The organism is Variovorax sp. 10L426, from assembly GCF_056395305.1.
Window position 1 is genome coordinate 104838 of record NZ_JBFTJF010000016.1, and the last position, 20465, is coordinate 125302.

The window sequence follows — 20465 nt, forward strand, 5'->3', positions numbered from 1 at the left end:
GACAACCGCATGAGCATGAAACACCTCAAACCCCTCGCCGTGATCGCGGCGCTGATGGCATCGGCGTTCGCCTACGCCGACATCAACGTCGGCGTCACCGTGTCGGCGACGGGGCCGGCTGCGTCGCTCGGCATTCCCGAGAAGAACACGATCGCGCTGATGCCCAAGACCATCGGCGGCCAGAAGATCAACTACATCGTGCTCGACGATGCCAGCGACACCACGGCGGCGGTGAACAACACGCGCAAGCTGATCTCCGAGAACAAGGTCGACGTGATCCTCGGCTCGACCACCACGCCGAACTCGCTGGCGATGGTCGACGTCGCCGCCGAAAGCCAGACGCCGATGATCTCGATGGCCGCCTCGGCGCGCATCATCGAGCCGATGGACGCCAAGAAGCGCTGGGTGTTCAAGACGCCGCAGAACGACATCATGATGTCGCTCGCGATCGCCGAGCACATGGCCGCCAACGGTGTGAAGACGGTGGGCTTCATCGGCTTTTCGGACGCCTACGGCGAAGGCTGGTACCAGGAGTTTTCCAAGGCCGCCGACCTGAAGAAGATCAAGATCGTCGCCAACGAACGTTACGCGCGCACCGACACCTCTGTCACCGGCCAGACGCTGAAGCTCATGTCGGCCAAGCCGGATGCGGTGCTTGTTGCAGGTTCCGGCACGCCGGCCGCGCTGCCGCAGAAGAGCCTGAAGGAGCGCGGCTACACCGGCAAGCTCTACCAGACGCACGGCGTGGCCAATGCCGACTTCCTGCGCGTGGGCGGCAAGGACGTCGAAGGCACCTTCCTGCCGGCCGGCCCGGTGCTCGTCGCGGAGCAATTGCCTGCCGCCAATCCGGTGAAGAAGTCGGCGCTGGCTTACGTGTCGGCTTATGAAGCCGCGTACGGCAAGGGTTCGGTCTCGACCTTCGGCGCGCATGCGTGGGACACGGGCCTGCTGATGGCCGCTGCGGTTCCGGTCGCGCTCAAGAAGGCGCAGCCCGGCACGCCGGAGTTCCGTTCGGCGCTGCGTGATGCGCTGGAGCAGGTCAAGGAGCTGCCTGGCGCGCATGGTGTGTTCAACATGACGCCGAACGACCACCTCGGCCTGGACCAGCGCGCCCGCGTGATGGTCAAGATCGAAAACGGTGCCTGGAAGTACCTGCCCCCGGCTCCCTGAGCCCGTTCGCTGAAGAAAAGGGAAGGTATCGCTCGATGCCTTCCCTCGCCTGAACAAAAGCCAAAGGCCGCACAGCGGCGGAGCCGGAATCAAACATGGACGTACAGATTGCCCTGTTGTTGGGGCAGGACGGCATCGTCAATGGCGCGGTCTACGGACTGATGGCCTTGGCACTGGTGCTGGTGTTTTCCGTCACGCGGGTGATCTTCATCCCGCAGGGCGAACTCGTGGCTTTCGGCGCGTTGTCGATGGCCGCACTCAATGCCGGGCGCACGCCGGCCACGCTGTGGCTGCTGCTGGCGCTGGCGGTCGCGACCCTCGTCGTCGAAGCCTGGCGTTGGAAGCGCGGCGCCACGGTCGATTGGAAGGCCACGGCGGTGTGGACGATCGGCTTTCCCGCGCTGGCTTGCTTGCTCGTGCTTGGTGTGCATCCGTCGTCGTTGGGCATGCAGGCCGCCACCGCGTTGGTGCTCATCACGCCGCTGGGGCCGCTGCTGTACCGGCTCGCCTATCGACCGCTGGCCGATGCCACGGTCCTGATTCTGCTGATCGTCTCGGTCGCCCTGCACGGCGTGCTGGTCGGTCTCGGCTTGCTGTTCTTCGGCGCCGAAGGATCGCGCACGCCGGCGTTTTCGGAGGCTCAGTTCGACCTCGGCGGCGTCGCGATCAGCGGCCAGTCGATGGTGGTGGTGGGCGTCGCGCTCGTGCTCGTGTTGCTGATGTTCGTGTTCTTCGAGCGCTCCATCGTCGGCAAGGCCCTGCGTGCCACCGCGATGAATCGCGTCGGCGCGCGTCTCATGGGCATTCCGACGGATCTGTCGGGCGACCTGAGCTTCGCGCTGTCTGCTTTGATCGGCGCCGTCTCGGGCCTGCTCATCGCGCCGTTGACGACTGTCTATTACGACACCGGTTTTCTGATCGGCCTCAAGGGCTTCGTCGCGGCCATCGTCGGCGGGCTCGGGAGCTACCCGATCGCGCTGCTCGGAGCACTGCTGGTGGGACAACTCGAAGCCTTCTCATCGTTCTGGGCCAGTGCATTCAAAGAGGTTCTCGTGTTCACGCTGATCATTCCGGTGTTGTGGTGGCGCTCGCTTCATAGCCGTCACGTGGAGGACGAGGAATGACGCGGCGATACCTCACATTGCTGTGCATCGCCGCGCTGGCGCTCAGTTGGGCCTGGCTGCCCGAGTTCACCGTCACGCTGTTCAGCTACATCGGTCTCTATTCGATGGTCGCGGCCGGCCTCGTCATGCTCACCGGCATCGGTGGCATGACCTCTTTCGGGCAGGCGGCCTTCGTCGCCGTCGGCGCGTATGCCACTGCGTGGGTCTGCACGTCGCCGGCTGCTGCCGCGGCGCTGGGCGGCATGGTTGCTCCGGGCGCGCTACCGTGGGTCGGGCTGGTGCTCGGCCTCGTGCTCACCTTCGCCATCGCATGGGGGCTGGGCGCAATCACGCTGAAGCTCTCCGGCCACTATCTTCCTCTGTGCACGATCGCATGGGGGCTGAGTCTCTACTTCCTGTTCGGCAACCTCGAGTTCCTCGGCGGGCAGACCGGCATCACCGGCGTCCCGGCGCTCACGGTGGCGGGCTTCTCGCTCGCATCGCCGCGCGCGCTGGGGCCGTTGATCTGGGCGGTGCTGCTGCTGGCGCTGTGGGCGCTGCACAACCTGCTCGATTCGCGCGAAGGGCGCGCCATCCGCTCGCTCAAGTCCGGCCGCGTCATGGCCGAGTCGATGGGCGTCGACACGGCGCGCTACCGCGTCAAGGTGTTCGTGCTCGCTGCGCTGCTGGCGGCGTTGTCGGGCTGGCTCTATGCGCACATGCAGCGTTTCGTCAACCCGACGCCTTTCAATCTCAACATCGGCATCGAATATCTCTTCATGGCGGTGGTCGGCGGCGCGGGGCACCTGTGGGGCGCCGTGCTCGGCGCGACGCTCATCACGCTGGTCAAGGAGCAGTTGCAGGACATCCTGCCGAAGCTGCTCGGCGCCAGCGGCAATTTCGAGGTGATCGTCTTCGGCCTCTTGATGCTCTTCGTGCTCCAACGCTTTGCCGAAGGCCTCTGGCCGACGCTGGCGCGCGTGTCCGGACGCTTCCTGAAGCCGAATCCCGTGCCGGTGCCCAGGACGACCGCCGCGCTAGCCAGTCGGACGCTGCCGCCGGCAGGCAAGCTGCTGCTCGAAGCCGACAAGGTCACGAAGCGCTTCGGCGGACTCGTCGCCAACAATGCCGTCGCCATGACGCTGAAGGCCGGCGAAGTGCATGCGCTGATCGGCCCCAACGGCGCCGGCAAGAGCACCTTCTTCAACATGATCTCCGGCGTCGACGACCCGAGCGAGGGCGAAGTGCGCCTGATGGGCGATGCGATGAGCGGCAGGCCGTCGCGTGACTTCGCCGCCCGCGGACTGGGTCGCACCTTCCAGCATGTGCGTCTGCTCGGCAATCGCAGCGTGCTGGAGAACGTGGCGCTCGGTGCACACCGGCGCGGACGTCACGGCTGGCTGGCCTCGATGCTGCGGCTGGATCGCGCCGAGGAAGCCGCACTGCTGGCCGAAGCGCGCCGGCAGATCGAGCGCTGCGGGCTTGGCGAGTACGTCGACGTGCCGGCGGCATCGCTGGCGCTGGGCCAGCAGCGCGTGGTCGAGATCGCGCGCGCTCTCGCGGGCCAGCCGGCCGCGTTGCTGCTCGACGAACCGGCAGCCGGCCTTCGCCATCTCGAGAAGCAGGCACTCGCGACCTTGCTTTCCCAGTTGCGCGCCGAAGGCCTGGGCATTCTGGTCGTCGAGCACGACATGGAGTTCGTCATGAATCTGGCCGACCGCATCACGGTGCTGGAGTTCGGCACCGTCATCGCCGAAGGCACGCCCGCCGAAGTGCAATCCAACCCCCGTGTGCTGGACGCCTACCTGGGCGGCAGCGACGAACCGATCCCCATGGCTGCATGATGAACCCGCTCTTCGAACTCCAGGACTTCAGCGTCGCCTACGGCGCGGTCGAAGCGGTGCATGGCATCGCATTGAGCGTCAACGAAGGTGAGATCGTCACCGTCATCGGCCCCAACGGCGCCGGCAAGACGACGCTGCTGTGCGCGGCGATGGGCCTGCTGCGTTCCACCGGTAGCCTCACGCTGGATGGCGAGCGCATCGCGCGGCCCAGCGTCGAGGCGATGGTCGCGCGCGGCGTGGCGCTCGTGCCTGAGCGGCGCGAGCTCTTCGGCGAGATGTCCGTCGAGGACAACCTGCTGCTCGGCGGCTTCTACCGCTGGCGGACCGGCAAGCGCGACCAGCGCGAGCGCATGGATGAAGTCTTCGCGATCTTCCCGCGGCTGAAGGAACGCCGTGTGCAGCTTGCCAGCACGCTGTCGGGCGGCGAGCGACAGATGCTCGCCATCGGCCGCGCGCTGATGGCGCGGCCGCGCCTGCTGATGCTCGACGAGCCTTCGCTCGGCCTCGCGCCGCTGATCGTGCGCGAAGTGCTGCACGTGGTGTCTTCGCTGCGTTCGCACGGCGTATCGGTGCTGCTGGTCGAGCAGAACGCGCGCGCCGCCTTGCAAGTGGCCGATCGGGGCTACGTTTTGGAAACCGGCGCAGTCGCGCTGACCGGCCCCGCGCAGGCATTGCTTCATGACCGTCGAATCATCGACACCTACCTCGGCCTCGGCAGCAAGAACGCCGTCTCGGCCTGACCGGAGAATTCCATGACCCAGATCCTTCAAAGCTTCATCGGCGGCCGCTGGCTCGGCCAGCAGGGCGCGCAAGAACTCCGCAGCGCCGTCAACGGGCGCCTCGTGGCGAGCACGCATGCCGAGAGCATCGATTTCGGCGAGGCGCTCGATCACGCGCGCAACGTCGGCTTGCCCAACCTGCTCGCCATGGATTTCCAGCAGCGTGCACAACGCCTGCGCGCGCTCTCGAAGTACCTCGCCGAGCACAAGGAAGAGCTGTACGCGATTTCGGCGCACACCGGCGCCACGCGCGCCGACAGCTGGATCGACATCGAGGGTGGCGCCGGCACGCTCGCCGCCTATGCCGGCATCGGCGGCAACGAACTGCCGTCGGGCAACCTTGTGCATGAAGGACCCGCCATGCCGCTCGGCAAGAAGGGCGGCTTCGCGGGCACGCACATCCTGGTGCCGCGCCGCGGCGTCGCGGTGCATATCAATGCCTTCAACTTCCCGGTATGGGGCCTGCTCGAAAAATGGGCGCCGAGCTTTCTCGCGGGCATGCCCTGCATCGGCAAGCCGGCCACGTCGACGAGCTACCTGACCGAAGCGCTGGTGCGGCTGATGCACCGCTCGGGCCTGCTGCCGGAGGGCAGCCTGCAACTGGTGATCGGCAGCACCGGCGACCTGCTCGACCGGCTCGACGGCTCCGATGTCGTGACCTTTACCGGCTCCGCCGACACGGCCGCGAAGCTGCGCGTGCATCCGAACATCGTGCGCCAGTCGATCCCCTTCAACGCCGAGGCCGACTCGCTGAACTGCGCGATCCTCGCACCGGATGTGTCGCCCGACGATGAGGAGTTCGATCTCTTCGTCAAGGAAGTGGCGCGCGAGATGACCGTCAAGTCGGGGCAGAAGTGCACCGCCATCCGCCGCGCGATCGTGCCGCGCCAGCACCTCGACGCGGTGGCCGAGAAGCTGCGCGCGCGGTTGGCGAAGACCGTGGTCGGCGACCCGTCGCTCGAAGACGTGCGCATGGGCGCGCTCGCCTCGCACGCGCAGCAGGCTGACGTTGCCGAGCGTGTGCGCACGCTGATGCAGGGCGCCGAGCTGGTCTACGGCGAACGCGACGGGTTCACGCCGCGTGGCGAAGGCGTGGCCGAGGGCGCGTTCTTCTCTCCCACGCTGCTGCTTTCACGCGACCCGCTCCGGCATGACGCGGTGCACGACGTCGAAGCATTCGGCCCCGTGAGCACGCTCATGCCCTATGAAGGCCTCGATGAAGCACTCGCCCTCGCAGCGCGCGGGCGCGGCAGCCTCGTCGGCACGCTGGTTACCAAGGACCCTGCCACGGCTGCGAAGGCCATCCCTGTGGCCGCCGCGCACCATGGCCGGTTGCTCGTGCTGGACCGCGAAGCCGCCGTCGAGTCGACGGGTCACGGCTCGCCCTTGCCCTTCCTCAAGCACGGCGGCCCCGGCCGCGCGGGCGGCGGCGAAGAGTTGGGCGGCCTGCGCGCGGTCAAGCACTACCTGCAGCGCGCAGCCGTGCAAGGCTCGCCGACCATGCTGGCGGCCGTCACCGGCGAATACATGCGCGGCGCGAAGCTGAACGAATCCGAGGTGCATCCTTTCCGCAAGCACTTCGAAGACCTTCAGATCGGCGATTCGCTGCTCACGCACCGTCGCACGGTGGGCGAGGCCGACATCGTGGCCTTCGGCGGCATCTCCGGCGACTACTTCTACATGCACTTCGACGAAGTGGCCGCGAAGGAGAGCCCCTTCGGCAAGCGCATCGCGCACGGCTACTTCGTGCTGTCGGCCGCCGCGGGGCTCTTCGTCTCGCCGGCGCCGGGGCCGGTGCTGGCTAACTACGGGCTCGATACGCTGCGCTTCGTCAAGCCGGTGGGCATCGGCGACACGATCCGGGCGCGGCTGACCTGCAAGCGCAAGATCGATCGGCAGAAGAAGGATGCCAACGGCGTCGGCCAGGGCGTGGTGGCGTGGGATGTGGAGGTGACCAACCAGGACGGTGACCTGGTGGCGAGCTACGACATCCTGACACTGGTCGCCAAGCGCGCCTGACATCGCGCGCAACGGAATGCCCCGTGGCCCTCGGGGCATCCGGGCTTGCACCTTGGTGCAAGTTGACACTGGGCGGGGTGCGCGCAAGACTCGTCGGCAACGCGGTCACAGGAAAAGCTGGCGATGGGCAAGAACAGGCGCACTTCGCGCAATGCAGCAGGAGATGCTGTCGCGGCTTCTCCGGCGGCAGAGACGGCCCTGACAGATAGCGACGAGCACCTCGGTGGGGCCGGCAAGAAGGCCGTCCTGCTGCTGCTCGCGGTGATGCTGCCTGCGGCTGCCGGCTACCTCGTGGCCACGAGCTGGTGGAAGAAGGAGGCGAAGGAAGCAAGCACTCCCGAAGCCGTTCATCGCATCGTCGTCGGCGACGGAACGAGCGCGCCCAAGGGCATGGTCTGGGTGCCCGGGGGCAAGTTTCTGATGGGCAGCGACAGCAAGCTCGCCCAGGCCAATGAAAAGCCGGCCCATCCCGCGAGCGTCAAGGGCTTCTGGATGGACCAGAACCATGTGACGAATGCCGAATTCAGTCGCTTCGTCGAAGCCACCGGCTACGTGACGACGGCCGAGCGCAAGCCCGACTGGGACACGATCGCGCCGCAGGTGATGCCCGGTACGCCACGCCCGCCCGACAACGCGCTGGTGGCCGGCGCGATGGTCTTCACCGGCACGCACGACGAAGTGGACTACCGCGACTTCTCGCGCTGGTGGGCCTACGTGCCCGGCGCGGACTGGAAGCATCCGAGGGGCCCGAACAGCAGCATCGACGGCTATGACGACCATCCCGTGGTGCAGGTCAGCTACGAAGATGCGCTCGCCTACGCCAAGTGGGCCGGCAAGCGCCTGCCGACAGAGGCCGAATGGGAGTTCGCCGCACGCGGCGGACTGGAGCAGGCCACGTATGTGTGGGGCAATGACTTCAAACCCGGCGACAAGCAGATGGCCAACGTGTGGCAGGGCCAGCATCCTCAGCCCTTCCCGGTCATCCGCCCGAAAAGCGGCGGTGCGGTGGGCACCAGTCCGGTCGGCACCTTCCCCGCCAACGGTTACGGCTTGCAGGACATGACTGGCAATGCCTGGCAATGGGTTGCCGACTGGTATCGCGCCGACCAGTTCGCGCGCGTTGCGAAGAACGGCGAGCCGCAGGCCGACCCGCGGGGACCGTCCGACAGTTGGGATCCGTCCGAACCCGGCGTGCCGGAGGGCGCACCGAAACGCGTGACGCGCGGCGGCTCCTTCCTGTGCAACGAGGCCTATTGCATGAGCTACCGGCCGAGCGCCCGCAGAGGCACTGATCCCTACACCAGCATGTCGCACCTGGGCTTCAGGCTCGTCATGGACGCCGACCGCTGGAAGCCCGACACATCGAACGAAAGAAGGCCAAATGGAAGCTAAGCCCATGCAAGGTTGGACCCGCCGCGCGTTCGGCATCGCAGCCGCCGCGGTCGCGTCGCTGAGCCTGCTGGGCTGCGCCGGCACCGGGCCCATGGCCGGCGATCCGCTGCCGTCGTGGAACGACGGTGCTTCCAGGCAGGCGATCGTGAAGTTCGTCGGCGACGTCACGCGCGAGGGTGGCCCGGCCTACGTCCCGCCCGCCGAGCGCATCGCGGTCTTCGACAACGACGGCACCCTGTGGAGCGAGCAGCCGCTGTACTTCCAGTTCCTGTTCATGATCGACCAGGTGAAGGCAGCGGCGCCACGGCACCCCGAGTGGCAGAGCAATCCCGCGCTCAAGCCGCTGTTGGCGAATGATCTCAAGGCCCTGGCCGCGGTCGGCGAGAAGCCGCTGCTGGAACTCATGGTCGCGGCCAACAGCGGCATGACGACGGACGAGTACGACGCGACGATCCGCAATTGGCTCGCCACCGCGCGTCATCCGAAGTTCAAGCGGCCCTTCACCGAACTGGTCTATCAGCCGCAGTTGGAGTTGTTGAGCTACCTGCGCGCCAATGGCTTCAAGACCTACATCGTCTCGGGCGGCACCATCGAATTCATGCGGCCCTGGGTCACGAAGGTCTACGGTATCCCGCCGGAGCAGGTGATCGGTTCCAGCCAACTGATCAAGTACGACCTCCGCGACGGCAAGCCCGTGCTGCTGCGCGAGCCCAAGCTGGACTTCATCGACGACGGGCCCGGCAAGCCGGTGGGCATCTACCGCAACATCGGCATGCGGCCGATCCTTGCCTTCGGCAACTCCGACGGCGACCTGCAGATGCTGCAGTACACGACCGGCGGCCCCGGCGCGCGCCTGGGGCTCATCGTTCACCACGACGACGCGGACCGCGAGTTCGCCTACGACCGCGACTCCAAGGTCGGCAAGCTCGACAAGGCGCTCGACGCAGCGCCTGCGAACGGTTGGATCGTCGTCAGCATGAAGCGCGACTGGAAGACGATCTTCCCGCCTCCGCCCAAGTGATTCAGATGCAGGGAACTTTCATTCGAGCCGGAGAAGCATCGAAGAAGAGCAGAGCGCGCGGATGCAGGCGCCTTTCATCGGGTCGGTTCTTTCGAATCTCGGAAGGCGCCGACGAATTCACAGTATTGAGGCGAAAGGAGTGAAGTCCATGACCAGTACATTCCCCGGTGTTCGACGATTCGCGGGGGCCATCCTCGCAGTCGCCGCCCTCGGTTGTTCGTTCGTGCCGATTTCGGTGCAGGCGCAAGCGAAGGCCCAGGCCCAGCCACAAGGGCAAGGGCAGAACCAAAGCGGCGGCAAGAAGCCGAACATCCTCGTGATCTTCGGCGACGACGTCGGCCAGAGCAACATCAGCGCCTTCGGCAACGGCATCGTGGGCTACAGGACGCCCAACATCGACCGAATCGCCAACGAGGGCATGAAGTTCACCGACTACTACGCGGAGAACAGTTGCACCGCGGGCCGCTCCACCTTCATCACGGGCCAGACCGTGTTCCGTACAGGCATGTCGAAAGTCGGCATCCCTGGCGCGCCGGTCGGCCTCCAGGATCGAGACGTCACCATCGCCCAAGCCCTCAAGCCGCTCGGCTATGGCACGGCGCAGTTCGGCAAGAACCATCTCGGCGATCAGGATCGCTTCCTGCCGACGAAGCATGGCTTCGATGAATTCTTCGGCAACCTGTATCACCTGAATGCGGAGGAGGAGCCGGAGCGTCCTTTCTGGTTCAAGAACAACCCGAACTTCACCAAGTCGTACAACCCGCGTGGCGTGCTGCGCGCGACGGCGGACGGCAAGATCCAGGACACGGGTCCGATGACCCGCAAGCGCATGGAAACGGTGGACGACGAGACCACCGGCGCGGCGATGGACTACATCAAGAAGCAGGCGCAGGACAAGAAGCCCTTCTTCGTGTGGATGAACTTCACGCGCATGCACCTCTTCACGCACGTGCGGCCGGAGTTCCGTGGCAAGGCAGGGCTCGGCGCCGGGCATGAGTACGCCGACGGCATGTGGGAAATGGACCAGAACGTCGGCAAGTTGCTCAAGACACTCGACGACGCAGGCATCGCGAACGACACGATCGTGGTCTACACCACGGACAACGGGCCGAACTTCTTCAGCTGGCCGGATGCCGCCAACTCGCCATTCCGAAGTGAGAAGGACTCGAACTGGGAAGGCGCCTTCCGTGTGCCGGCGATGGTCCGCTGGCCCGGCAAGATCAAGCCGGGCACCGTGAGCAACGGACTCATGTCGGGGCTCGACTGGTTCCCGACGCTGCTGGCGGCCGCGGGGGACAACAACGTCAAGGACCGGTTGCTGAAGGGCGCTTCGCTCGGCGGAAAGAGCTTCAAGGTCCACCTCGACGGCTACAACCAGTTGCCCATGCTGACGGGGCAGACCGACAAGAGTGCGCGCGAGGAGTTCTTCTACTTCAACGATGACGCAGACTTGGTGGCGGTTCGCTTCGACACGGTCCTGCCCAATGCGACGAATCCGACCGCGTTCAAGGTGGTCTTCTGCGAGCAGCGAGCGCCCGGCGGAATGCAGGTATGGAGGGAGCCATTCACCTGCTTGCGAACGCCCAAGTTCTACAACCTGCGGCTGGACCCTTACGAGCGCGGAGATATCGGCCCGACGAGCGGGTACGACCAGATGCAGACTGAAAACGCCTTCGTGATGTTCGAGGGCACCCGGAGGGCCGGCGAATTCCTGCAGACCTTCGTGGATTTCCCGCCGAGCCAGATCCCCGCGAGCTTCACCATCGACCAGACGGAGAGCGCCGTGAAGCGCAAGGTACAGGCCGCGATGGAGAAACAACAGCAGCAAGCCCAGCAGCCGCAGAAGAAGTGAACGAATGGGCCGCAGGCGGCGCCGACCGGAAAGTGAACGCCCCATGAGCGCCACTTCTGCATCGGTGCCCGCTGGCAATCCGCCGGTGCACGTGGCTGCCCGCGCCGGCCTGCGTGTGTCGCTCGCCTGTGGGCTCCTGCTGGCCTCGGGCGTCTCGGCGCTGGTGTTCCAGGTGCTGTGGGTCAAGCAGCTCGCGCTGGTGGTCGGCGTCGAGGTGCATGCGGTGGCGCTCGGCGTCGCGGCATTCTTCGCCGGCCTCGCGCTGGGTGGATGGCTGGCCGGTCCGCGCGCCGATGCGCATGCGCGACCACTGCGGCTCTATGCGGGCATCGAGGCCGGCATCGCGGTGCTGGCCTGCGTCTCGACGCTGGCGCTGGCGCATTCCGCCGCGCCTTTCGTGTGGCTCGAAGCGCATCTCGGGCCTCTGGCATGGCTGCTTCCCACGCTGCTCGTGATGTTGCCCGCGATGCTCATGGGTGCGACGCTGCCGGTGCTGATGCGCGCGGTCGCGCCACGGGCTTCGCGGGTCGGGCATACGGGCGGCGGGCTGTATGCGGCGAACACGCTGGGCGCGATCGTCGGTGCATTGCTGAGTTCCTTCGTGTTGATCCCCGTCCTCGGCGTGCGTGGCTCGGCCTTTGCGGCGGCCGCGCTGAATGTCGCTGTCGGACTGGCGGCGCTGGCGTTGGATCGATCTGCCGTTTCCAAGCCCCCGGCATCCTCCGCGTTTTCGGCTGCCCCGGCGAGGACGCCTGCGCGCGCGACGCCCTTTGCGCGACGTGCGCTGTGGCTCTATGCGCTCGCGGGCGGCGTGGCGCTCGGCTACGAGGTCGTGTGGTCGCAGGCCATCGTGCAATTCATGAGCACGCGGGCCTTTGCGTTCTCGGTGATGCTCGCGACCTATCTCGCCGGGCTCATGATCGGCAGCGCGCTGTATTCCCGTTGGGCCGACCGGGTTCGCGATCCGTGGACGGCGTTCGGCTTGCTGATCACAGCTGCGGGCCTCATCGCATTGCTGGAGTTCGCGGCGTTGGGCCCGTGGCTGCCGCAATGGCAGTCCCTGGCCGCTTCACCGCTGTCGGGCGAAGGCTCCGAGTTGCTTGCGATGTCGGTGCGCTTTGCTGTCGCCGCGCTGTGTATCGTCTTCATGCCGACAGTCTTGCTCGGTGCGGCTTTTCCGGTGGCACTGCGGCTCGTGGTCGACGCCGGACACGTGGGGCGCGACGTCGGACGGGTGGTTGCGCTCAATACGCTGGGCGGCATCGCCGGCACGCTGCTGACGGGCTTCGTGCTCGTGCCGGTGCTGGGTCTCGTGCGCACGTTGGGGCTGCTCGCGATCGCAGCGTCGGCCATCGGTCTGCTGGCCGTGATGTTCAGCCGCAGGTCGACCGCGTGGGGGCTGGGCGGCGTTGCCGGCATGGCCGCTGTCGCGGCGCTCGTTGCAGTGTTCGCCCCGCCGGACCGGCTGGCCGAATTGCTGACCGGCTCGCGCGGCGGCACGCTGAGCTTCTATGAAGAGAGCAATGGCGGCACGGTGGCCGTGGTGGAACAGCGTGCGGGCAGCCACCGCTTCAAGCGCCTATACATCCAGGGCGTCTCGAATTCTGGCGACTCGATGACTTCATTGCGCTACATGCGGCTCCAGGCGCTGCTGCCGTTGCTCATTCAGCGGGAGGAGCCGCGCTCGGCGCTGGTCATCGGGCTCGGCACCGGCATCACCGCCGGCGCATTGCTGCGCTATCCGACGCTCGATCAACGCGTGGTGGCGGAGTTGCTGCCGGCGGTCGCGCGCGCGGCGCCGCAGTTCAAGGGCAACGAATCGGTCGCGAACGATCCACGCGTGGAAGTGCGCCTGCGCGACGGTCGCCGCGAGTTGCTCGGCAACGACCAGCGCTACGACCTGATCACGCTGGAGCCGCCGCCCCCTTCCGCAGCGGGTGTGGTCAATCTGTATTCAAGCGACTTCTATGCGCTGGCCGCCGAACGCCTGAAACCGGGCGGCCTCTTCGCACAATGGTTGCCGCTGCCGACCCAGAACGACGAGGACACGCGCTCGCTGGTGCGCAGCTTCCTCGACGTGTTTCCGTACGCGACGTTGTGGACCACCGAGCTGCACGAGATGCTTCTGGTGGGCTCCTTCGAGCCCATCGAGCTCGACGTGCCGCGCATTGCGCAGCGCTTCAAGCAACCCGGCGTCGCATCCGCGTTGCGCGAAGTTGGCATCGCGTCGCCCGCCGCGCTGCTCGCGACGTGGGTGACCGATCGCCAGGGGCTCGAACGCTACGTGGCCGGCGCGCCGCCCGTCACCGACGACCAGCCGCGCATCGAGTACGCGCCCTGGGTGCGCCAGGGCGAGTTCGTACGCGTGTTGCCACGACTGCTGGCGCTCGCGAGCCCGCCACCTCTGCACGGCGCCGATCCGGCCTTCGAAGCCATGCTGCAGGACGAAAGAGAGCGGCTGATGCGCTTCTATCAATCAGGCATCCACGCCTATCGCGGCGAACGCGAAGAATGGGCCGAAGAGATCCAGCGCGTCATGCAAGAGGACGGTGCCAATCCCTACTACCGCTGGTTCGTCGGACCGATGGCTGGCGACGCCGAAGAAGGAACACGCAGATGAGCGCCGCCCGGCCGCCCGAAGGCGCTCGCACCGCAGTGCGAAGCGCGGAGGTTAGCTTATGAATGCCCGTGACGATGTACTGACGCTAAAGGCGAAGATGGCCGAATCGATCATCGGCCAGGAACGCATGATCGAGCGCCTGCTGCTGGGGCTGCTGGCCGACGGCCACCTGCTCGTCGAAGGCTTGCCCGGCCTCGCCAAGACGCGCGCGATCAAGAGCCTCGCGAAGCACCTGGAGGCGAAGTTCTCGCGCATCCAGTTCACGCCTGACTTATTGCCGGCCGACATCACCGGCTCCGAGATCTACTACAGCGAAGGCGGCAAGGCCGAGTTCCGCTTCCAGTCCGGGCCGCTGTTCGCCAACCTGATCCTCGCCGACGAAGTGAACCGTTCGCCGGCCAAGGTGCAGGCAGCGCTGCTGGAGGCGATGGAAGAGCGGCAGGTCACCGTCGGCGGGACCACGCACACGTTGCCGAAGCTGTTCCTTGTGATGGCGACACAGAATCCCATCGAGCAGGAAGGTACCTATCCGCTGCCCGAAGCGCAGATGGACCGCTTTCTCATGCACGTCAACGTCGGCTATCCGCAGGCAGGTGCGGAAGGGCAGATCGTGAAGCTGGCGCGCGAAGAGGAGTACGGCGCCACGGGGTCGGCCCCGGGTGCTGTCGCGGCATCTGCGCCCGTCGTGATCGCCGCCGAGACGATCTTCGCCGCGCGCGCCGAGATCCACTGCATCCAGGTCAGCGAGGCGGTGGAGAACTACATCGTCGCGCTCGTCAGCGCCACGCGCGACCCCAAGCCATTCGACGACCAACTGGCGAGCTGGATCCAGGTGGGCGTGAGCCCGCGCGGGTCTATCGGGCTCGACAAGGTCGCCCGCGCGTACGCATGGCTGCAGGGCCGCGCCTTCGTGACGCCGGAGGACGTGCAGGCGGTGGTGCACGAGGTGTTCCGCCATCGGCTGATCCTTTCGTACGAGGCGCATGCGGCGGAGGTCAGCGCCGATGCGGTGATCGACCGGCTGGTGGCCAAGGTCGCGGTGGCCTGATCCGGGAGCGAATCCCATGCGTCTGAACCTGGCCAGTCTCGCGCGCGCCGGGCTGGTCTCGCGCCGCCGGTCCGCCGCGCCGGAGCGCGCTCCCGTCGAGAACCGGCCCGGTGTGCATGTCAGCGCCGCCGACCTCGCGAAGCTCGAAGCCTCCGCGCGCGACTTCGGCCTGATGCCGCGTCAGCCGGTGCACAGCCTGCTGTCCGGCCGGCATGCGTCGAAGGTGCGCGGTCGGGGCCTGGCCTTCGAGGAGTTGCGGCCCTACGTGTTCGGCGACGACATCCGCAACATGGACTGGCGCGTCACCGCGCGCACCGGCGTCCCGCACGTGCGCGTGTACACCGAAGAGAAGGACCGCCCCGTGCTGCTGCTGGTGGACCAGCGCATGAACATGTTCTTCGGCACGCGTCGCGCGATGAAGTCGGTGGCGGCTGCCGAGGCTGCGGCGCTGCTCGCGTGGCGCATGCTGGCCGATGGCGATCGCGTCGGCGCGCTCGTGTTCGGCGACGACGGCATGACGGAACTGCAGCCCCAGCGCAGCCGCGACGCCGTGCTGCACATGCTCGGCGAGATCGCGCGGCGCAACCAGGCCCTGCGCGCCGACGCGCCGGCCCTTCGCGGCTCGGCCCAGTTGAACGAGGCGCTCCTGCATGCCGCGCATCTTGCGCATCACGACCATCTCGTCGTCGTGATCAGCGACTTCGAGGGACGTGACAAGCGAACGCGCGACCTGATGCTGGAGATCAGCGCGCACAACGATCTGCTCGCCGTGCTGGTGCACGATCCTTTTCTCAGCGAGCTGCCGCCCTCGGGCGAGTTGGTCGTGAGCAACGGCGAGCTTCAGGTGGAACTCGGCTTCGGCCGCGATCACATCCGGCGCGGCATCGCCGAATTCGTCGATGTGCAGAGCAAGGAGATGTTCGCGTGGCAACAGGGCATCGGCGTGCCCGTGCTGCCCTTGTCGGCGGGCGAGGAAACCGCGCCGCAGCTGCGGCACCTGCTCGGCCGGCTGTCGGCGCCGGCGCGGCGGGGGCGGTGATGGCTGCTCCTGCGTCCGGCCTCGAAGCGAGCGGTTCATTGGCGGGGCTCGTCGATGTCGACTTGCCGCCTGCCATATCGTGGATGCCGCAGACGCCCGCATGGGCGGTGCTCGGCGTCTTGCTGCTATGCGTGGCCCTGTGGGTCGCGTGGCGCGCGTTGCACCGGTATCGCGCCAACCGCTACCGGCGCGAGGCGCTGGCCGAGCTGAGCCTGCTCGCGCAACGCATGGGTGCCGACGATGTGCAGCGGGCGCAGGCACTGGCGGCCGTCGCCGCGCTGCTCAAGCGCACCGCGCTGGCCGCATGGCCGCGCGAGACCGTGGCGGCATCGAGCGGCGAGGTCTGGGGGCGCTTCCTCGAACTGCATGCAGGCACGGGGAAGAATGCGGCGCCGTCGCTCGGCCGCCTCGTGAACGACATCGAATACCGCGGCACCGCCGCGCTGGGCAGTCTGTCGAGCGCCGAAGCGCAGGCGCTCGTGCAGGCCTGCAGGGATTGGATCGCAGGCCACCATGTATCAGCTTGAGTATCCCTGGCTGCTTGCGCTGCTGCCCTTGCCGGTGCTGGTGTGGTGGCTGCTCGCGCCATACCGTGAATCCAGCCCCTCGGTGCGCCTGCCCTTCTTCCATGAGGTGGCGAGCGCGGCAGGCCTGCAGCCGGCGGCGGGTGCGGTCGTGCCGCGTCGCAACTGGCTGCAATGGGCGCTGGCGCCGCTCGCGTGGGCGCTGGTCGTCCTCGCATTGGCGCGCCCTCAGTTTGTGGAGCCGCCGATCGAGAAGGTGCAGCCGGCGCGCGATCTGCTGCTCGCGCTCGATCTTTCCCAGTCGATGGAGACGCGCGACTTCAAGCGGCCCGACGGCGCCATGGATACGCGCGTGCATGCCGTCCAGTCAGTCGTTCGCGACTTCGTCGAGCGTCGCAAGGGCGATCGAATCGGCCTGATCGTCTTCGGCGATGCGCCCTACCCGCTGGCGCCGTTCACGATGGACCACGAACTCGTGCGCGCATTGATCGAGGATGTCATTCCGGGCATGGCGGGCCCGCGCACCGCGCTCGGCGACGCACTGGGCCTTGCCATCAAGATGTTCGACGAGAGCAAGGCCCCGCAGAAGGTGCTGATCGTGCTCACCGACGGCAACGACACGGCCAGCAAGATGCCGCCCGCACGCGCTGCCGACATCGCCAAGGACCGCGGCGTGGTCGTGCACACCGTCGGCATCGGCGACCCGGCCGCCACGGGGGAGGAAAAGGTCGACCTGGACGTACTGCGATCGATTGCGGCGGCCACCGGCGGCACCTTCCACTTTGGCGGCGACCAGGCGCAGCTTCAGGAGATCTACGCCACGCTCGACAGGATCACGCCGCAGAACCAGAAGACGCTGTCATGGCGGCCGAGGAATGAGCTCTTCATGTGGCCGCTCGGCCTCGCGGTATCGCTCGTGCTCCTGTACCACTTCCTCATGGCGGCGTACACCGCGTTACGGCGCGGCGGGCGATGGATGCGCGAAAGACGGGCTGCGCCGGAAGGAAGCGCCTGATGGAAGACTTCCTCACCCAGTTCCATTTCCTGCGCCCTTGGTGGCTCTTGGCGCTTCTGCCCGCCGCCTTGTTGCTGCTGGCGTTCAGCTGGCGCGACGACGTTCGACGGCGCTGGCAAGGGACCATCGCGCCGCACCTGCTCGACGCGCTGGTGGTGGAGCAGTCTCGCGGTTGGCGTCTGCAGCCGCTGCACCTGACTGTGGCGATGCTCGCGCTCGGCGCGGTCGCGCTCGCCGGGCCGACCTGGCGACGGGAACTGCCGCCATTTCTCGAAGACAAGGCGCCGCTCGCGGTGGCCATCGACCTTGGCCGCACCATGGACGCGATCGACGTGAGCCCGACACGGCTGGAGCGCGCCAAGCTCAAGCTGAAGGCGCTGCTCGAACGGCGGGAGGGTGCGCGCACTGCTCTCTATGCCTATGCGGGATCGACGCACCTCGTGCTTCCGTTGACCGAAGACACCAAGCTGCTGGGGACCTTCGTCGATGCCTTGCAGACCCGCATCATGCCGACGCAGGGCAAGGACACGGCGCTGGCGCTCAAGACCATCGCCGCCGCGCTCGACAAGGAAGACACGCCCGGCACCGTCCTGTTCATGACCGACGGCGTGGAGCCCTCCGCCATCGCCGCCTTCAAGGCGCAGGTCGATAGCGACGGTGCGCTACCGGTGGTGCTGGGCATCGGCACCGCACAAGGCGGGCCGGTCCGCGACGAGCAGGGCTTCGTCGAAGATGCCGGCGGGCAGCGCCTGTTCGCACGTCTCGACGTCACGGCGCTCGACCGCCTCAAGCGCGAGGCCGATGTTCCGCTGGCCACCGTGACGCCCGACAGCGACGACGATATCCGCTGGGTGCAACGGCATGTTCAGTCGCATCTCGCACAAAAGCAGGCGGAAACGCATGCGCGCTGGAAAGACGAAGGCTGGTGGCTGTGCATTCCGATTGCGCTGCTGAGTGCGCTCTGGTTCCGCAAGGGTTGGACCATCCGCTGGGCCGCTGCGCTTCTGCTTGCGCTGGGGCTGGCCGGGCCGCAGCGAGAGACCTGGGCCGCAGAACCAGCGGCGCCCGCAACCCAGACTCAGACTGAGACGATGGGACGGCGCTTCGTCGACCTGTGGCTCACGCGCGACCAGCAGGGCCGCGTGGCCTTCCAGCGCGGCAACTATGCCGAAGCCGCGGCGCTGTTCGACGATCCGATGTGGCGCGGCATCGCGCTCTATCGCGCCGGGCGCTACGACGATGCAGTGCAGAGCTTCGCGCGCATCGATTCCCCGGAGAGCGACTTCAACCAGGGCAACGCGCTCGCGCAGCAGGGACGGTTCGTGGAGGCTGCGCAACGCTACGAGCAAGCCTTGAAGCGTCGCCCGAAATGGTCCGCCGCAGAAGCCAACCTCGCACTGGTGCGAAAGCTGATTCCGCCGGACGACAAAGACCAGGATCAAGACCAGGAACTGCAACCGAACAAGGGCGACAAGATCCAGTTCGACAAGAAGGGCGGCGAGGGCCAGATGCAGACGATGGTGTCGACCGAGCAATCGGCCGAGATGTGGATGCGCGCCATCCAGACCAGCCCGACCGACCTGCTGGCGCGCGAATTCGAACTGCAGAACGACAGGCGCGCGGCCCCGGCTACGCGGCAAGGCAAATGACGAACGCGCGACGCTGGCTGCTGCCATGTCTCGTCCTGCTGGTGTGCGTGTCGGCGACGCTCGCGCGGGCCGCTTCGCCGTTGGCCCGTGTTCATGTGCTGGGCAAGCAGCCGGCGCTGGTCAACCAGCAGGTCCGCATCGAGGTCGAGATCCTCACACCGAACTACTTCACTTCCGCGCCGCCGTTTCCGGATATCCAGATCCCCGGGGCGATCGTCACGATGCCCGACGAGACCGGGCAGAACGCCGTCGAACAGATCGACGGCCAGACGTACGCGGGCATCCTCAAGACTTACGTCTTCACGGCCCAGCAGTCCGGCGACTTCACACTGCCGCCGCTGGTCGTGAAGTTCACCTACGGCGGCGACGACGGCAAGCCGCGGCAAGGCGAAGTCACGCTGCCGCCGACGCAGATCAGCGTCAGGGCGGCAGAAGGCACGGCCGCGGCTGGCGGCATTCAGGCACCGGTGGCGCGGCTCAGCATCACCCAGAGCTTCGATCGTCCGGTGGAGGGCAAGGACGCCCAACTGGAGGCTGGCGATGCGCTGGTGCGCACGCTCGACACCTTCGCCGAAATGACCCAGGCCATGATGATCCCGCCGCCGAAGATCGAGGCGCCGTCGAACGTCCGGGCGTTCACGGCCGATCCGAAGCTCGACGATGTCACCAGGGACCGCGCCGGCCTTGTCGGCGGACACCGGATCGACCGGGTGACCTACGTCTTCGAGAAGCCCGGCACCTACAAGCTCCCCGCCATCGACATCGACTGGTTCGACGCGAACACGAACAGGCAGGAGAAGGCCGAAGCGCCCGCCGTCACGATCGTGGTCACCGCACGGCGCCACGGCGAAGGCATCGCGCCCGAGGCCGAGGCGGCGTTGGCGGTGGGGGAAAAGTCGACGGACTTCTGGCGCCATGTCGCCTGGGGGAAATGGATCGGCGTCGCGCTCGTGCTGGTGGTGCTTGCCCTCGCAGCAAGCTGGCTCGCATCGCGCCTTCCCGGATGGAAGCGCGCATGGCGGCAGCGCCTGGAAGCGAAGGCGGCGAGCGAGCCGGCGCATTTCGAAGCCGTGGTCGCCGCCTGCCGCAAGAACGATCCCGAGGCGACCTATGCGGCATTGATGACGTGGTCGCGCAGGCATATCGGCAGCGGCGCAGCGGCGTGGAGCGCGCGGATGGGTGATGACGACCTTGCGCGCAGCCTCGGCGCCCTCGAGGCCCGGCTGTTCGGGGGCGCGGTGCCGGGGGACGGCGTGCCATGGCAATCTGAATCGCTCCTGAGTGCACTCCAGCGCGTGCGCACGAAATGGCTGGCGCCGCGCAAGAGCCGCGACCCCGAGCATCGCGCGCTCCCTGCGCTCAATCCGGGCGACGAGCACGCCTGAACGCG

15 protein-coding genes are annotated in these 20465 nt (G+C 67.1%); all 15 read left to right on the forward strand.

What is annotated here, in order from left to right; all coding sequences use genetic code 11:
* The first annotated feature begins 15 nt into the window (after positions 1–15).
* The 15 genes from AC1DHL_RS22585 (at position 16) to AC1DHL_RS22655 (ending at position 20460) form a co-directional block, all read left to right on the forward strand.
* Positions 16–1170: an ABC transporter substrate-binding protein gene (locus tag AC1DHL_RS22585; RefSeq protein WP_478163447.1), complete on the forward strand. Its 1155-nt coding sequence runs from the start codon at positions 16–18 to the stop codon at positions 1168–1170.
* Between the two features lie 95 nt (positions 1171–1265).
* Complete coding sequence (locus tag AC1DHL_RS22590) at positions 1266–2294, forward strand: branched-chain amino acid ABC transporter permease (protein WP_478163431.1); 1029 nt, start codon at positions 1266–1268, stop codon at positions 2292–2294.
* The gene (locus tag AC1DHL_RS22595) at positions 2291–4117 is read left to right on the forward strand and encodes a branched-chain amino acid ABC transporter ATP-binding protein/permease (RefSeq protein ID WP_478163432.1); all 1827 of its coding nucleotides are present in this window, start codon (positions 2291–2293) and stop codon (positions 4115–4117) included. Before AC1DHL_RS22590 ends, AC1DHL_RS22595 begins: the two co-directional genes overlap by 4 nt.
* Positions 4114–4857 carry an ABC transporter ATP-binding protein gene (locus AC1DHL_RS22600; RefSeq protein WP_478102016.1) on the forward strand — a complete coding sequence of 248 codons (744 nt, stop codon included), beginning with the start codon at positions 4114–4116 and terminating at the stop codon, positions 4855–4857. Before AC1DHL_RS22595 ends, AC1DHL_RS22600 begins: the two co-directional genes overlap by 4 nt.
* 12 nt (positions 4858–4869) lie before the next feature.
* On the forward strand, positions 4870–6915 hold the full coding sequence (gene paaZ / locus AC1DHL_RS22605; RefSeq protein WP_478163433.1) for a phenylacetic acid degradation bifunctional protein PaaZ: 2046 nt from the start codon (positions 4870–4872) through the stop codon (positions 6913–6915).
* A 264-nt stretch (positions 6916–7179) separates the two neighbouring features.
* Positions 7180–8307, forward strand: coding sequence for a formylglycine-generating enzyme family protein (locus tag AC1DHL_RS22610; RefSeq protein ID WP_478163448.1), 1128 nt, complete (start codon positions 7180–7182; stop codon positions 8305–8307).
* The gene (locus AC1DHL_RS22615; protein WP_478163434.1) at positions 8297–9328 is read left to right on the forward strand and encodes an HAD family hydrolase; all 1032 of its coding nucleotides are present in this window, start codon (positions 8297–8299) and stop codon (positions 9326–9328) included. Before AC1DHL_RS22610 ends, AC1DHL_RS22615 begins: the two co-directional genes overlap by 11 nt.
* A 148-nt stretch (positions 9329–9476) precedes the next feature.
* The gene (locus AC1DHL_RS22620) at positions 9477–11180 is read left to right on the forward strand and encodes an arylsulfatase (protein WP_478163435.1); all 1704 of its coding nucleotides are present in this window, start codon (positions 9477–9479) and stop codon (positions 11178–11180) included.
* A 43-nt stretch (positions 11181–11223) separates the two neighbouring features.
* Positions 11224–13800 carry a fused MFS/spermidine synthase gene (locus tag AC1DHL_RS22625; protein ID WP_478163436.1) on the forward strand — a complete coding sequence of 859 codons (2577 nt, stop codon included), beginning with the start codon at positions 11224–11226 and terminating at the stop codon, positions 13798–13800.
* A gap of 58 nt (positions 13801–13858) precedes the next feature.
* Positions 13859–14848: an AAA family ATPase gene (locus AC1DHL_RS22630; RefSeq protein ID WP_478163437.1), complete on the forward strand. Its 990-nt coding sequence runs from the start codon at positions 13859–13861 to the stop codon at positions 14846–14848.
* 16 nt (positions 14849–14864) lie between these two features.
* Entirely contained in the window at positions 14865–15887 is a 1023-nt protein-coding gene (locus AC1DHL_RS22635) for a DUF58 domain-containing protein (protein ID WP_478163438.1), read from the forward strand.
* The gene (locus AC1DHL_RS22640; protein ID WP_478163439.1) at positions 15887–16414 is read left to right on the forward strand and encodes a DUF4381 domain-containing protein; all 528 of its coding nucleotides are present in this window, start codon (positions 15887–15889) and stop codon (positions 16412–16414) included. The genes AC1DHL_RS22635 and AC1DHL_RS22640 overlap by 1 nt, the downstream gene beginning before the upstream one ends.
* Positions 16401–17426: a vWA domain-containing protein gene (locus AC1DHL_RS22645; protein ID WP_478163440.1), complete on the forward strand. Its 1026-nt coding sequence runs from the start codon at positions 16401–16403 to the stop codon at positions 17424–17426. Before AC1DHL_RS22640 ends, AC1DHL_RS22645 begins: the two co-directional genes overlap by 14 nt.
* A complete protein-coding gene (locus AC1DHL_RS22650) occupies positions 17426–19075 on the forward strand; it encodes a VWA domain-containing protein (RefSeq protein ID WP_478163441.1) in 1650 nt (549 codons plus the stop codon). The genes AC1DHL_RS22645 and AC1DHL_RS22650 overlap by 1 nt, the downstream gene beginning before the upstream one ends.
* Positions 19072–20460: a BatD family protein gene (locus AC1DHL_RS22655; protein WP_478102037.1), complete on the forward strand. Its 1389-nt coding sequence runs from the start codon at positions 19072–19074 to the stop codon at positions 20458–20460. Before AC1DHL_RS22650 ends, AC1DHL_RS22655 begins: the two co-directional genes overlap by 4 nt.
* Positions 20461–20465 lie beyond the last annotated feature (5 nt).